14 protein-coding genes are annotated in these 12,673 nt (G+C 60.6%); 3 read left to right on the top strand and 11 right to left on the bottom strand.

What is annotated here, in order from left to right:
- Positions 1-96: 96 nt before the first annotated feature.
- Both ACUVTA_RS06095 and ACUVTA_RS06090 read left to right on the top strand, forming a co-directional pair.
- Positions 97-1,185: a mannose-1-phosphate guanylyltransferase gene (locus ACUVTA_RS06095; protein ID WP_445952080.1), complete on the top strand. Its 1,089-nt coding sequence runs from the start codon at positions 97-99 to the stop codon at positions 1,183-1,185.
- A complete protein-coding gene (locus tag ACUVTA_RS06090) occupies positions 1,172-2,554 on the top strand; it encodes a phosphomannomutase/phosphoglucomutase (RefSeq protein WP_445952079.1) in 1,383 nt (460 codons plus the stop codon). The genes ACUVTA_RS06095 and ACUVTA_RS06090 overlap by 14 nt, the downstream gene beginning before the upstream one ends.
- Here ACUVTA_RS06090 and ACUVTA_RS06085 read toward each other — a convergent pair.
- The 11 genes from ACUVTA_RS06085 to gatC form a co-directional block, all read right to left on the bottom strand.
- Positions 2,551-2,811, bottom strand: coding sequence for a PIN domain-containing protein (locus ACUVTA_RS06085; protein WP_445952078.1), 261 nt, complete (start codon positions 2,809-2,811; stop codon positions 2,551-2,553). The genes ACUVTA_RS06090 and ACUVTA_RS06085 overlap by 4 nt on opposite strands.
- On the bottom strand, positions 2,792-2,968 hold the full coding sequence (locus ACUVTA_RS06080; RefSeq protein WP_445952077.1) for a hypothetical protein: 177 nt from the start codon (positions 2,966-2,968) through the stop codon (positions 2,792-2,794). Before ACUVTA_RS06080 ends, ACUVTA_RS06085 begins: the two co-directional genes overlap by 20 nt.
- The gene (locus ACUVTA_RS06075) at positions 2,946-3,197 is read right to left on the bottom strand and encodes an AbrB/MazE/SpoVT family DNA-binding domain-containing protein (RefSeq protein ID WP_445952076.1); all 252 of its coding nucleotides are present in this window, start codon (positions 3,195-3,197) and stop codon (positions 2,946-2,948) included. The genes ACUVTA_RS06080 and ACUVTA_RS06075 overlap by 23 nt, the downstream gene beginning before the upstream one ends.
- 141 nt (positions 3,198-3,338) lie before the next feature.
- Positions 3,339-4,337, bottom strand: coding sequence for an isocitrate/isopropylmalate dehydrogenase family protein (locus tag ACUVTA_RS06070; RefSeq protein WP_445952075.1), 999 nt, complete (start codon positions 4,335-4,337; stop codon positions 3,339-3,341).
- A gap of 24 nt (positions 4,338-4,361) precedes the next feature.
- Positions 4,362-4,862 carry a 3-isopropylmalate dehydratase small subunit gene (locus tag ACUVTA_RS06065; RefSeq protein WP_445952074.1) on the bottom strand — a complete coding sequence of 167 codons (501 nt, stop codon included), beginning with the start codon at positions 4,860-4,862 and terminating at the stop codon, positions 4,362-4,364.
- A 10-nt stretch (positions 4,863-4,872) separates the two neighbouring features.
- A complete protein-coding gene (locus tag ACUVTA_RS06060) occupies positions 4,873-6,135 on the bottom strand; it encodes a 3-isopropylmalate dehydratase large subunit (RefSeq protein WP_445952073.1) in 1,263 nt (420 codons plus the stop codon).
- Between the two features lie 4 nt (positions 6,136-6,139).
- Positions 6,140-7,276, bottom strand: coding sequence for a homocitrate synthase (gene nifV, locus ACUVTA_RS06055; protein WP_445952072.1), 1,137 nt, complete (start codon positions 7,274-7,276; stop codon positions 6,140-6,142).
- A gap of 48 nt (positions 7,277-7,324) precedes the next feature.
- The gene (locus ACUVTA_RS06050; protein WP_445952071.1) at positions 7,325-7,522 is read right to left on the bottom strand and encodes a DUF6485 family protein; all 198 of its coding nucleotides are present in this window, start codon (positions 7,520-7,522) and stop codon (positions 7,325-7,327) included.
- A gap of 93 nt (positions 7,523-7,615) precedes the next feature.
- On the bottom strand, positions 7,616-9,061 hold the full coding sequence (gatB, locus tag ACUVTA_RS06045; protein ID WP_445952070.1) for an Asp-tRNA(Asn)/Glu-tRNA(Gln) amidotransferase subunit GatB: 1,446 nt from the start codon (positions 9,059-9,061) through the stop codon (positions 7,616-7,618).
- Positions 9,062-9,080: 19 nt separating this feature from the next.
- The gene (gatA, locus tag ACUVTA_RS06040) at positions 9,081-10,535 is read right to left on the bottom strand and encodes an Asp-tRNA(Asn)/Glu-tRNA(Gln) amidotransferase subunit GatA (RefSeq protein WP_445952069.1); all 1,455 of its coding nucleotides are present in this window, start codon (positions 10,533-10,535) and stop codon (positions 9,081-9,083) included.
- A gap of 174 nt (positions 10,536-10,709) precedes the next feature.
- Positions 10,710-10,991 carry an Asp-tRNA(Asn)/Glu-tRNA(Gln) amidotransferase subunit GatC gene (gene gatC / locus ACUVTA_RS06035; RefSeq protein ID WP_445952068.1) on the bottom strand — a complete coding sequence of 94 codons (282 nt, stop codon included), beginning with the start codon at positions 10,989-10,991 and terminating at the stop codon, positions 10,710-10,712.
- A 218-nt stretch (positions 10,992-11,209) separates the two neighbouring features.
- Here gatC and ACUVTA_RS06030 point away from each other — a divergent pair, with 218 nt between their 5' ends.
- On the top strand, positions 11,210-12,439 hold the full coding sequence (locus ACUVTA_RS06030) for a 2,3-bisphosphoglycerate-independent phosphoglycerate mutase (protein ID WP_445952067.1): 1,230 nt from the start codon (positions 11,210-11,212) through the stop codon (positions 12,437-12,439).
- Positions 12,440-12,673 lie beyond the last annotated feature (234 nt).

Below are 12,673 nucleotides of genomic sequence, written 5' to 3'. Positions count from 1 at the left end.
GACCCGGGAAGGCAAGACCCAGCTTTGTTATAGGCCCACAGCACCCGTGAATTTTATGGTATACTGGTAAAAGCATAGGGATAGGAGGAAACAGCGGTGGCTGGCGCTACTTTGTACGGTGTGATTCTTGCCGGCGGCAGCGGCGAGCGTTTCTGGCCGGTAAGCTCTAAAAACCGCCCGAAGCAGTTTCTACACCTTATCGGCGAGAAGACAATGCTCCAGCAGACGGTGGAACGGCTGGTGGGGCTCGTCAAACCGTCCGATATCCTTATTTTGACCGGCCGCGGCTACGGCAACCTGGTGCGGGAACAGGTACCCGAGATCCCCGCCGCAAACGTCATTGAAGAACCGACCGGGCGGGATACGGCGGCGGCGGTAGGGCTGGCGGCACAGCTCCTTAGCCGGCGTGACCCGGAAGGAGTGATGGTGGTCCTTCCTGCCGACCACTATATTGCGGATGTGGAGCGCTTCCGCCGCGTGCTGGCGACTGCCGTGGCCGCAGCCCAGAATGGTGAATGGCTAGTAACGCTCGGTATTACGCCGACCCGGCCAGAAACCGGCTACGGCTACATCCAGCGGGGTGAGCTCTTACGTACTGCGGGCAGCCTCGCTCTTTACCGGGTCTTACGCTTTACGGAAAAACCCGACCTCAACCGGGCCCGGCGTTTCTTGGCGAGCGGAAAGTACTTCTGGAACAGCGGGATGTTTGTCTGGCGTACCGACTTGATCCAAGCGTTGATTCAAGAGCACCTCCCGGAACTCGCCGCCGGCCTCGAAGCGATAGGGGCCGCGCTCGGCTCGGAAGCGGAAGGACCTACAATGGAGCGAATTTACCCCACCCTCCCGAAGATTTCCATCGACTACGGCGTTATGGAGCGGGCGAAAAACGTGCTGGTTATTCCCGCCGACTTTGGCTGGGACGACGTCGGTACGTGGCCGGCGTGGGCTCGCTATGGCGGCACCGCCGACGGGCAGGGCAACGTCATTGAAGGGCGAGGCGTGCTGGTCGAGAGCTCCGGCTGCGTTATCCGGGCCGCCAACCACGTGATAGGCGCCTTAGGCATCCGGGACCTCGTGATTGTGGAGGAAGACGGGCGGCTTTTGGTCTGTGCGAAGGAGCGCGCGCAGGAAATAAAGCGGCTGGTAGCGGCGCTCAAGGAGGCGGGGTTCGATGGCGCGGTTTAACCCGCACATCTTCCGGGCTTACGATATCAGAGGCGTGGCGGCGCGGGATTTGACCGACACGGTCGTTTTTGCTTTGGGACAAGCCCTCGGAACGTTTTTCTCCCAAGAGGGCGACAAGAGAGTCTTCGTGGGGCGGGATAACCGCCTCAGTTCCCCGCGGTTGCGGGACGCCCTGGTGAAAGGGCTGGTCGCCAGCGGGTGCGACGTGCGTGATATAGGCGAAGTGGTAACGCCGGTACTCTACTTCGCGTGCGCGGCACAGGGGACTGGCAACGGCGTAATGATTACCGCGAGCCATAACCCCGCGGAGGAAAACGGTTTCAAGATCGTGGCCGGCGGGGTGGCGATCTACGGGGAAACCATCCAGCAGCTTCGAAAGATAATGGAAGGCGCTCTTTTTACTTCCGGTAAAGGAAGCGTCCGCCAAGAAGACGTTATCCCCGCCTACCTCACGATGCTCCAGGAAAAGATTAGACTCGGGCCGCGCCGCCTCAAAGTCGCGGTCGACTGCGGCAACGGCACCGCCTCGCTTTTTGCCACGGAAATCCTCCGCCGGTGGGGCTGCGAAGTGGTCCCGCTCTTCTGCGAATCGGACGGCGCCTTCCCCCACCACCAGCCGGACCCGGTAAAGACCGCAAACCTGCACGAACTGCGGCGCGCCGTCATAGAGGAGGGCTGCGATCTCGGTGTGGGTTATGACGGGGACGCCGACCGGTTAGGGGTGGTGGACGATAAAGGCAGCATCATCTGGGGCGATAAGCTGATGATCCTTTTCTGGCGCGAGATTCTCCCCCGCCACCCGGATAAGCCCTGCCTTGTGGAAGTGAAGTGCTCGCAGGCGCTGGTCGACGAAATCCTGCGGTTGGGCGGGCGGCCGTTTTTCTGGAAAACCGGGCACTCGCTCGTAAAGGCGAAAATGAGGGAGGTGGGCGCCGTTTTCACCGGCGAGATGTCCGGGCACCTCTTCTTCGCCGACGAGTATTACGGTTTTGACGACGCCTTTTACGCCACCGGCAGGCTCCTGCGCATCCTTTCACATACGGATCAGCCGCTGTCGGCACTGCTTGCCGATGTGCCGCAGTATTACGCCACCGCGGAAACCCGGATCCCCTGTCCCGACGAACAGAAGTTCGCGGTTGTGGCGGGGCTGGCCGCCCATTTCCGGAAAACCAACGAAGTCATCACTGTTGACGGCGCGCGGGTTCTTTTTGAAAACGGCTGGGGGCTCGTGCGGGCCTCAAACACCCAGCCGGTGCTCGTCGCCCGGTGCGAGGCCAAGACGCCAGCCGGCCTGGAGCAGATTTGCAGTGTGATGCACAGCGCGATCACCGCCGTTGCCGGCATCCCCGGTTTTGCCTGGGAGTTTTAGGCGCCACCAACCCATATGACCGCAACGTCAACCTTCCCGGCAGCGGCCCGGATCTCGGGATCACCGGTGACCACCGGCGCGCCAAGTTCGTAAGCCAAGCTTACGACAAAGGCATCGGCGTACGAAAGACCGCCCCGGGCCTTAATCCGGGCCGCCTCTCTCACTCTTTCCCACGGCACCTCTACCAGCACCAGCGCCTCTTCCATTAACGTATGGCGGACGATCCCTTCGGCAGCCTTATCGCCGTACCGGCGCATAATAGACTTTTCCAAGGCTGATAACGCTTAGGTAAACCGTTGTATCTTCGTCCGCAATGATTCTGGCAACCGTGTCGGCACCCGCCTCATCCCCTACCAGTGCAAGGAGAGCGTAGCTGTCGAAAACAACCTTCTTATCTTGTTTCTTTCGCTTCATCTTCCCGCTCCAAACGGCGTTCTTCAAGCAGCAAACTGGTAAGGCTTTCGCCGCCCCTTGCCCGGTACTTCCCTCTAAGGGATAAAAGCGGGTGACGCGGCAGCGGCCGCAGAATGATTGCTCCCTCGGCTTCTTCAATCAAGAGCCTGTCACCCTTCTGTAGCCCGTAACGCCTTCTGAGCACCACAGGGATGGCTATTTGCCCCTTTCCAGACAAGGTGACTTTCATTCTTGTCTTACCTCCGTATATTTCTTACTTTACAAAACTATACTACGCCTCTGGGTAAGACTAACAGACCAAAAGTAAAAAAACCGGGAAGTTCTGCCCGGTTGAGTTCTTTGTTCTGCAAGCCTCGCACTTATACTTCTTTTACGCCATCTTTTCGATAATCGCCGTCGCCATCTCGCTGGTCCTGGCGCTGCCGCCCAAGTCGTAGGTAACGGTTTTCCCTTCCGCCAGGACGGCGGTCACACCCCGCATCACCCGCTCTGCGGCCGCGAATTCCCCTAAGTGCTTGAGCATCATTACTCCCGAAAGAATGGTGGCGAGAGGATTGACCTTATCCATACCCGCGTACTTCGGGGCGCTCCCGTGTACCGGCTCAAAGACCGCCATCTCGTCCCCGACGTTTGCCCCAGGCGCCACGCCAAGACCGCCCACTAAGCCTGCCGCCAGGTCGGAAAGGATGTCGCCGTAGAGGTTAGGCATCACCAGGACGTCGTAGTTCTCGGGCGCCTGGACAAGCTTCATCGCCATCGCATCCACTAACATCTCTTCGAACTGGATCTCCGGGTAATCGCCCGCCACCTTCCGGGCGCACTCTAAGAAAAGGCCGTCGCTGAGCTTCATGATGTTCGCTTTCGTCACCACGGTAACCTTCTGGCGCTTCTCGCGCCGGGCAAGTTCGAAGGCGAAGCGCGCGATCCGCTCGGAGGCGGCGCGGGTGATGATTTTGATGCTTTCCGCCGCGTCTTTCCCTACCCGGTGCTCGATGCCCGCGTAAAGGTCCTCGGTGTTCTCCCGAACGATGATCAGATCCACATTCTCGTAGCGGGTCTTGATCCCGGGAAGCGTCCGTGCCGGCCGGACGCAGGCGTAGAGGTCGAGCTCCTGCCGGAGCGTCACGTTGACGCTCCGGAAGCCCTTCCCTATCGGTGTGGTGAGCGGCCCTTTTAACGCCACGCGGTTGCGCTTGATCGATTCGAGGACGTGGTCCGGGAGGGGCGTGCCGTAAGCCGCGATCACCTTCTCCCCGGCCTCCACGACTTCCCACTCGATCGGCGCGCCGGAAGCATCTAACACCCGCCGGGCGGCCGTGATGATATCCGGCCCGATCCCGTCGCCCGGAATGAGCGTCACCCTGTGCATTAACCCTTCCTCCCCGCAAAGCTTCTATCCGAAGTTGAAGCCGCCGTGCTTCTTGAAGTGCGCAGCAAGGCCCCCATCCTGTAAAATCCGCAGCATCACTTCCGGCAGGGGTTTTACCGGTATAGTAACGCCCCGCGTGCGGTTCTCGCACACCCCGGCGGCCAGATCGAGCACTATCTCGTCGCCCACCTCAATCTGGTCGGTATCGCACTCCACCACCGGCAGGCCGGTGTTGATCGCGTTCCGGAAAAAGATGCGGGCGAAGGACTTCGCTAAAACGGCACCGATGCGGGCGTGCTTGATGACGAGTGGCGCCTGCTCTCTTGAGGAGCCGCAGCCGAAGTTCGTCCCCGCAACGATGAAGTCCCCGGGCCGGATCTTCTGGTAGAAGTCGGGGTCCAGGTCCTCCATCACGTGCTTCGCCAGCTCGTTCATGTCGAGGGTTTTAAACTTATACTTACCGGAAATGATGTAGTCAGTGTTGACATCGTTACCGAACTTGTGTGCTCTGCCCTGTAAGCGCATACGTCCCACCCTATTTTACAAATTCGCGCGGGTCAACGATCTCCCCGGCCACCGCCGCCGCCGCGACCGCCGCCGGTGAAGCGAGATAAATTTCCGCGTTACGGTTCCCCATCCGGCCCCTGAAGTTACGGTTGGCCGTAGAGATAACCACCTCGCCGTCCGCGGGCACACCGTTGTGGGTGCCAACGCACGGCCCACAGCCGGGCGTAACCACCGCGGCCCCCGCCTCAACCAGAGTCGCCAAGATGCCCTCCCGGAGCGCCGCAAGGTAAATCCGCCGGGAAGCAGGCGCCACAATCAGACGCGTCCGCGGGTGGATCTTTCTCCCGGCGAGGATCCCGGCAGCTATCCGCAAGTCCTCTAACCGGCCGTTGGTACAAGTGCCGATGAAGGCCTGGTCAATCTTGAGTCCCGCCACACTGGAAAGCGGCGCGACGTTATCCACCCGGTGGGGTTTCGCCACCTGCGGCTCAAGACCCGCTACGTCGTACTCCTTTACCGCCGCGTAAACCGCGTCTGGGTCCGCGTTCACGGTCGCAAAATCCTCCGGGTTCGCGCCGTGCGCCGCAAGCCAGGCGAAGGTCTTCTCGTCCGCCTCCATCAACCCCGCTTTGGCCCCCATCTCCACAGCCATATTGGCGATGGTGAAGCGCCCTTCCTGAGAAAGCGCGCTAAGCGCCTCGCCCACATACTCCACCGCCTTATAAGTAGCGCCGTCGGCGGTAAGGTCTCCGATCAGGTAAAGGATGAGGTCTTTGGCGTAAACGCCACGCGGCAAGACGCCGTGGCAGATGATCCTGATCGTCTCCGGCACCTTAAACCACATCTGCCCGGAGATAAGGGCCGCCGCCAGGTCGGTGGAACCAACGCCGGTCGCAAAGGCGTTGAGCGCCCCGTACGTGCAGGTATGGGAGTCGGCGCCGACCACGACCGCGCCGGGGCCGAGTTTCCCGCTCTCGACCATCACCTGGTGGCAGACGCCGTCGCCGATGTCATAGAGGCGGCACCCGTGCTCCCGCGCGAAATCGCGCATCAGCTTGTGGAGGTTGGAAATCCCTTCGGTGGGACTCGGCGCGCTGTGGTCGATGACGAGGTTCACCCGCTCCGGGTCAAAAAGCCGCTTCCCCTCCATCCGCTCAAAGGACTGAATCGCCAGGGGAGCTGTGCCGTCCTGGGCCATCACGCAGTCGACTTTCGCCACGACGATCTCGCCGGCCGTCGCCTTTTTGCCGCTAGCCCGGGAAAGGATTTTTTCAATAATCGTCTGCCCCAAAACCCTATTCCCTCTTTCCGAAGTAGTCCTCGTAAATCTGCACCAATTCCTTGTCGAAGAGCGGCCGCTTGAGGTCTACCGCCGCACGCCGAATCTCCGGCAGGAGCTCCTCCGCCTGATGCTTCGTAAGTTCGATGCCGTACTCCGCAAATTTAGCCCTGACGGCCGCCGTGCCCGAGTGTTTGCCGATGACGATCTGCCGCGCCAGTCCCACTTCCTCCGGTTGAAAGGCCTCGTAGGCCTTCGGGTTTTTCAGTACCCCGTCGGCGTGGATACCCGACTCGTGGGCGAACATATTTTTCCCCACAATCGCCTTCCAGGCGGGAAGCTCCCGGTGGGCGGCCCGGGAAACGTACTCGGCAATCTCCCGGAACATCTCCGTCTTGAAGCCAAGATCAAGCCCGTAAAGGATCTTCAGCGCCATCACCACTTCCTCGAGGGCGGCGTTACCGGCCCGCTCCCCAAGGCCGCAGACGGTGACGCCGATCCAATCGGCCCCAGCCCTTACCCCGGCCAGCGCGTTAGCGGTCGCCATGCCGAAGTCGTTGTGGGTGTGCGTTTCTACCGGAATGCCGACCGCGTCGATAATCTGCTTGATATTCTCATAGGTGGTGAAGGGATCGAGCACCCCCACGGTGTCGCAGTAGCGGAGCCTGTCGGCTCCCGCCTCCTTGGCTGCCCGCGCGAAGGTGAGCAGGAAGTCCATGTCGCTCCGGGACGCGTCCTCCGCATTTACCGAGATGTAAACGCCGTGCTTCTTCGCAAAGGCTACCGCCGCCGTCATCTTCTCCAGCACCCACTCGCGGGAGGTTTGCAGCTTATACTTGATGTGGATGTCGGAAGTCGAGATAGAAATGGCGACCGCATCGACCCCGCAGGCCAGCGACGCCTCGATATCCTTGATGACGGGGCGGTTCCAGCCCATGATACTCGCTTTCAAACCGGCCCGGCAGATCTCCTTAACCGCCTCGGCCTCGTCCCCGCCCATTACCGGAATGCCGGCCTCAATCTGGTGGACGCCGATCTCGTCTAAAAGCTTCGCGATCCGCACTTTTTCCCGGTTGGCGAAGACTACCCCCGCGGTCTGCTCCCCGTCGCGGAGGGTGGTATCAACGATCTTAATTTCTCTCCCCGCAAACAAAACGTAACACCTCACACGGAAAAAATTTTAAAAACAGGGCGATAACGGCTATCGCTTCTGGTGCGCCCGAATAAAGGCCTGAACTGACCGGTCGTAGGTCCGCTCCGCCTCGGGCGGGAAGAAGCATCCCGGAAGCTCACCCCGCCCCCGGTGGTAGGCGACGCACTCGCAACAGAGCCCCTTTTTATCACAATGGGCGTAGGTGCAAGTGCACAGCTTCAGGTTTTTCTCCTTACGGCACTCCATACGATCACCTCCCGCTAACGTATGCGACAGCCGGCCCTGGCGCACACCGCTATGCAGCCTTTAACCCAACGTCCGCGCGCAAGCCTGGTAACGCTAACCGTCACGCAGGTTTTCCTTCAAGAGCTTGTTCACCAGCGCGGGATTCGCCTTTCCCTTCGTCGCCTTCATCACCTGGCCCACCAAGAAGCCGAGCGCCTTTTCCTTTCCCTGCCGGTAATCGGCCACTACCTTGGGGTTAGCCGCGATGACTTCCCGCACCACAGCCTCAAGCGCCGCCACGTCGCTGATCTGAACCAGCCCCTGCTCCGCCACGATCTCTTCCGGGTCACGGCCGGAGCTGAACATCTCCTCGAAGACCGTCTTGGCGATCTTCCCGCTGATCGTCCCGCTGTCAATCAGCTTCAAGAGGGAAGCCAACTGCTCTGGCTTCACCGGCGATGCCGTAATCTCCGTATTCGTCGCGTTCAGCAGGCGCAGGAGTTCCCCCATCACCCAGTTGCTCACCATCTTCGGTTGGGGGTAAAGCTTGACGCAGGCTTCGAAATAATCGCCGATCTCCCGCGTGGCGGTGAGCACCCCTGCGTCGTAAGCGGGCAAGCCGTAGTCCCGCATGTAGCGCTCCCGCCGCGCGTCGGGTAACTCCGGCAGGCTCCGGTAAATTTCCTCGACCCATTCCCGGCTGATCACCAGGGGCGGCAGATCCGGCTCCGGGAAGTAGCGGTAATCGTGCGCTTCTTCCTTGCTCCTCAGCGGCAGCGTCACGCCCTTCCCCTCGTCCCAGGTCCGTGTTTCCTGAACCACCGCGCCGCCCGTTTCCAGAAGTTCAATCTGGCGCTCAATCTCGTAGGCCAGCGCCCGCTGGAGCGCCCGGAAGGAGTTAACGTTTTTTATCTCCGTTTTTACCCCGAACTCCTTCGTCCCGGCAGGGCGCACCGAAACGTTGGCGTCAACCCGCAGCGACCCCTCTTCCATCTTGCAGTCCGAGATCCCCGTAAACTGGATGATGCTCCGCAGCTTCTCGGCATAGGCCCGCGCCTCTTCCGGCGAGCGCATATCGGGGGCCGAAACGATCTCGAGAAGCGGCACCCCCGCCCGGTTGTAATCGACCAGCGAGTAAGGGGTGGTCGTCACCGTGCCCTGATGGACAAGCTTTCCGGCGTCCTCTTCCATGTGGATGCGGATGATGCCCACCCGCTTGCGGCCATTCCCGGTCTCGATCTCAAGGTAGCCGTTCTGCGCTAACGGCAGGTCGTACTGGGATATCTGGTAATTCTTTGGCAGGTCCGGGTAATAGTAGTTCTTCCGGTCAAACTTACAGAAATGCGCTACCTCACAGTTGAGCGCCAGGGCAGCCCGGATGCCGTACTCAACCACCTTTTTATTCAAAACCGGCAGCACGCCGGGTAAGCCCAAGCAAACCGGGCAGATATGGGCGTTTGGCGCGCCGCCGAAATGGGCGCTCGAAGCGCAAAAGATCTTGCTTTCCGTCTTGAGTTCTACGTGGATCTCCAGGCCGATTACGGTTTCGTAGGCGTTCACGCTTCCGTCTGCCTCCCTTTTAAAGCGGCGGCCGCCGCGTTCCCACTCCCGCCTCCTGCTCCAAGGTGTAGGCCGCCTGGAGCAAGCGTCCTTCCGCAAAAGGCGGGGCGATAAACTGGATGCCCACTGGCAGGTTACCGGCAAAACCGGCGGGAACCGAGATGGCTGGCAGGCCCGCGAGGTTAACCGCCAAGGTGCAGATATCGGACAGGTACATCGCGAGCGGATCGGCAATTTTTTCGCCCATTTTAAAGGCCGGTGTCGGTGCTGTCGGTGAAAGCAGGAGGTCGAACTTTTCAAAAGCCACGTCAAAGTCGCGGCGGATCAAGGTGCGCACTTTAAGCGCCTTCAGGTAGTAAGCATCGTAGTAACCTGCCGAGAGCGCGTAGGTCCCAAGCATAATCCGGCGCTTCACCTCCGCGCCGAAGCCCGCGCTGCGCGTCTTTTTGTACATCGAAATCACGTCTTCGGCGGGCACCCGCAGGCCGTAGCGAATACCGTCGTAGCGCGCTAAGTTGGAGGAGGCTTCCGCCGGCGCGATCAGATAGTAGGTCGGTAGAGCGTACTTCGTGTGGGGCAGAGAAATCTCCCCTACGGTCGCCCCGAAGCCCGCCAGCAAATCAACCGTCCGGTCGAGTACCGCCCTTACCTCCGGCGCGATACCCTCCCCGACGTACTCCCGCGGGATACCGATCCGCCAGCCCTTGATATCGGGGACGAGAAACCCGGTATAATCGGGGACCGCGTAAGGCACCGAGGTCGAATCTCGCGGGTCGTGGCCGGCAATGGCGTTTAGGAGCAGCGCGCAGTCCCGCACGTCCCGCGTGATGGGCCCGATCTGGTCGAGCGAGGAAGCAAAGGCCACCAGGCCGTAACGGGAAACCAGGCCGTAGGTGGGTTTGAGCCCGACTACGCCGCAAAACGCTGCCGGCTGCCTAATCGAACCGCCCGTATCGGAACCGAGCGCCATTACCGTTTCCCCTGCGGCCACCGCCGCCGCCGAACCACCGCTGGAGCCGCCCGGAACCCGCTCCAAGTCCCAAGGGTTGGCGGTGGGGAAAAAGCCGGAGTTCTCCGTGGAAGAGCCCATCGCGAACTCGTCCATATTCGTTTTGCCCGTGAAAAGGACGCCTTCCTTTTTGAGGCGTTCGATCACCGTGGCGTCGTACGGGGGAACAAAGCCTTTCAGGATCTTCGAAGCGCAGGTGGTTTCGACGCCTAACATGCAGATATTGTCCTTCACCGCTACCGGGATGCCCGCGAGCGGCGGCACTTCCTCACCGGCCGCGATCTTAGCGTCGACCGCCCGCGCCTGCGCCCGCGCCTCCTCTCGCAACAGGCGGAGGTAGGCCTTCACCTTCGGCTCGACAGCGGCAATGCGGTCGAAGACCGCGTCCGCCAGCTCCACCGCCGCTATTTTTCTTTCCCGCAAGAGCCGGCCAAGCTCGTGCGCCGGGGTGAAAAAGAGCTCCAAGGTAACTCCTCCTTGGTTACGTTTGACGTTTGGCGTTCACAGGGCAACATTCAAGGTTCGAAAGACAAAGTTAACAAAATTAAGCCTAAGGGTGCCGCGCCCCCAAACCGGGAGCCCACCCTCACGTTTACGCCGCCGTTGACTCGTATTGCGCCAAGCACCCTCGCAAGGCTACTACACGATGCGGGGAACGCGGAAAAAGCGCTCTTCCCTCTCCGGGGCATGGGCCAGCACGGCCTCAGGATCGAGGTGCGCACCGACCTTGTCCTCGCGGAAAACATTCTGCAGGGGCAAAACGTGGGCAAGCGGGGGCACATGCTCCGTATCCAGCTCCTTCAAGATCGAAGCGTACTCGAGAATCTTCGCTAACTGCCCCGTGTACAGCTCCTTCTCTTCCTCCGTGAGCTCAAGTCGCGCCAGGAGAGCAACGTGCTCCACGTCTTTCCGCGTAATCATTTCTTTTCTCCCTTCTACGCAAACCACAGCAAATTATATCAAACTTTAGCCGCTACTAACAAGCCCTCGGATAAAACCGACCGCCCCGGGAAAAACCTTAATCTGCGCCAGCTAAACCGCAAAAGCAAGCGGCCGCGGAACTTGTAATTGCGAAAAAATTATGCTAAAATCAAGTACCGTTTATCAGCCCGGACCACTTTTAGAACGAAGGGTGCCCTATGGAACGCGAAAAACTGCTCACCGAACTTGCCCGCCCGGCCACAACCAAAATGGTCCTGGTAGTTCTCGACGGTATCGGCGGCCTGCCGGTACCGGAATATGGCGGCAAAACGGAATTGGAGGCGGCACACAAGCCACACCTCGACGCGTTAGCCCAGAAATCCGAGTTAGGGCTCGCCCACCCGGTTCTCCCCGGTATCACTCCCGGGTCAAGCGCCGGACACCTGGCCCTCTTCGGCTACGATCCCCTGAAATACACCATCGGCCGTGGCGCGCTCGAAGCCTTAGGCATCGGCTTCCCCCTTGAGCCGCAGGATGTGGCGGTGCGGGCAAATTTTGCCACGGCACGGTACACCCCCGAAGGGATCGTGGTCACCGACCGGCGGGCCGGACGCCCTACCACCGAACACACCGCGAAAGTTTGCGCCCTCCTGCAGGAAGAGATCCCCGAAATCGAGGGCGTGCCGGTTTTTATCCGCCCGGTGAAGGAACACCGCTTCGTCGTTGTTTTTCGCAGCCCGGAGTTAGGGGAGCAGGTTGCCGATACCGACCCGCAGGCCGTTGGCGCCCCGCCACTCCTGCCGCGGGCGCTTACCCCGGAAGCGGCCAAGACCGCAGCCGTCGCCACCAAGTTTTTAGAGCGGCTGGCCGCACTCTTAAAAGACGAACCGGTTACCAACTACGCCCTGCTGCGCGGTTTCTCTCGCCGACCGCAGCTCACTCTTTTCCCGGAACGCTTCAAAGCCCGCGCCGGCGCGATCGCCGTCTACCCGATGTACCGGGGCCTCGCCTCCTTAGTGGGTATGGAGCTTCTTCCCGTAGCCGGAGAGACAATCGCCGCCGAAATGGCCAGCCTGAAGGAAAACTGGGACCGCTACGACTTCTTCTTCCTCCACGTGAAGGGAACCGATTCCCGGGGTGAGGATGGTAACTGGGAGGGGAAGGTGAAGGTAATCGAAGAGTTCGACCGGCTCCTCCCGGAAATCCTGGCGCTTGGGCCCGACGCCCTCGTTATCACCGGCGACCACAGCACCCCCGCCGTGTATCGGGGCCACAGCTGGCACCCGGTACCTTTCCTCGTCCACTCGCGCTGGGTCCGACCCCGCCGGGAAACGCAAGGTTTTTCCGAGGCCGAATGCGCCGCCGGAACCCTGGGGCACTTCCCCCTTCTCTACACCATGAACCTGCTCCTGGCCCATGCCGGCCGCCTGGCCAAGTTCAGCGCTTAAGATATGGAAACGGGAAACCCGCCTCCCGAGGAGGTCCCCAAGAGGTACCGCCGGGTCTGTTTGCTCTTGCCTTTTGAAGCGGTTCGGACTACCTTAAAGAACCCCCTTTTCGGGACGAATATACTTTAAACAGCGAAAAGTCAGCGCCGCGAAAATCAGTCCCTTCCTGCGGCGAAAATCAAGACTCACGGTAAAATGTCACCAGGAGATTTCAAAAAGTTTAAGTTTTCAAGC

Source organism: Thermodesulfitimonas sp. (genome assembly GCF_052743955.1).
Note: the sequence above shows the minus strand (reverse complement) of the source record. Positions and strands in the feature narration are given on the sequence as shown.

Coding starts and splice junctions, on each gene's coding strand:
- ACUVTA_RS06090 (WP_445952079.1), top strand. CDS start 1,172: ATGGCGCGGTTTAACCCGCACATCTTCCGGGCTTACGATATCAGAGGC.
- ACUVTA_RS06085 (WP_445952078.1), bottom strand. CDS start 2,811: ATGCGCCGGTACGGCGATAAGGCTGCCGAAGGGATCGTCCGCCATACG.
- ACUVTA_RS06080 (WP_445952077.1), bottom strand. CDS start 2,968: ATGAAGCGAAAGAAACAAGATAAGAAGGTTGTTTTCGACAGCTACGCT.
- ACUVTA_RS06075 (WP_445952076.1), bottom strand. CDS start 3,197: ATGAAAGTCACCTTGTCTGGAAAGGGGCAAATAGCCATCCCTGTGGTG.
- ACUVTA_RS06070 (WP_445952075.1), bottom strand. CDS start 4,337: ATGCACAGGGTGACGCTCATTCCGGGCGACGGGATCGGGCCGGATATC.
- ACUVTA_RS06065 (WP_445952074.1), bottom strand. CDS start 4,862: ATGCGCTTACAGGGCAGAGCACACAAGTTCGGTAACGATGTCAACACT.
- ACUVTA_RS06050 (WP_445952071.1), bottom strand. CDS start 7,522: ATGGAGTGCCGTAAGGAGAAAAACCTGAAGCTGTGCACTTGCACCTAC.
- gatC (WP_445952068.1), bottom strand. CDS start 10,991: ATGATTACGCGGAAAGACGTGGAGCACGTTGCTCTCCTGGCGCGACTT.
- ACUVTA_RS06030 (WP_445952067.1), top strand. CDS start 11,210: ATGGAACGCGAAAAACTGCTCACCGAACTTGCCCGCCCGGCCACAACC.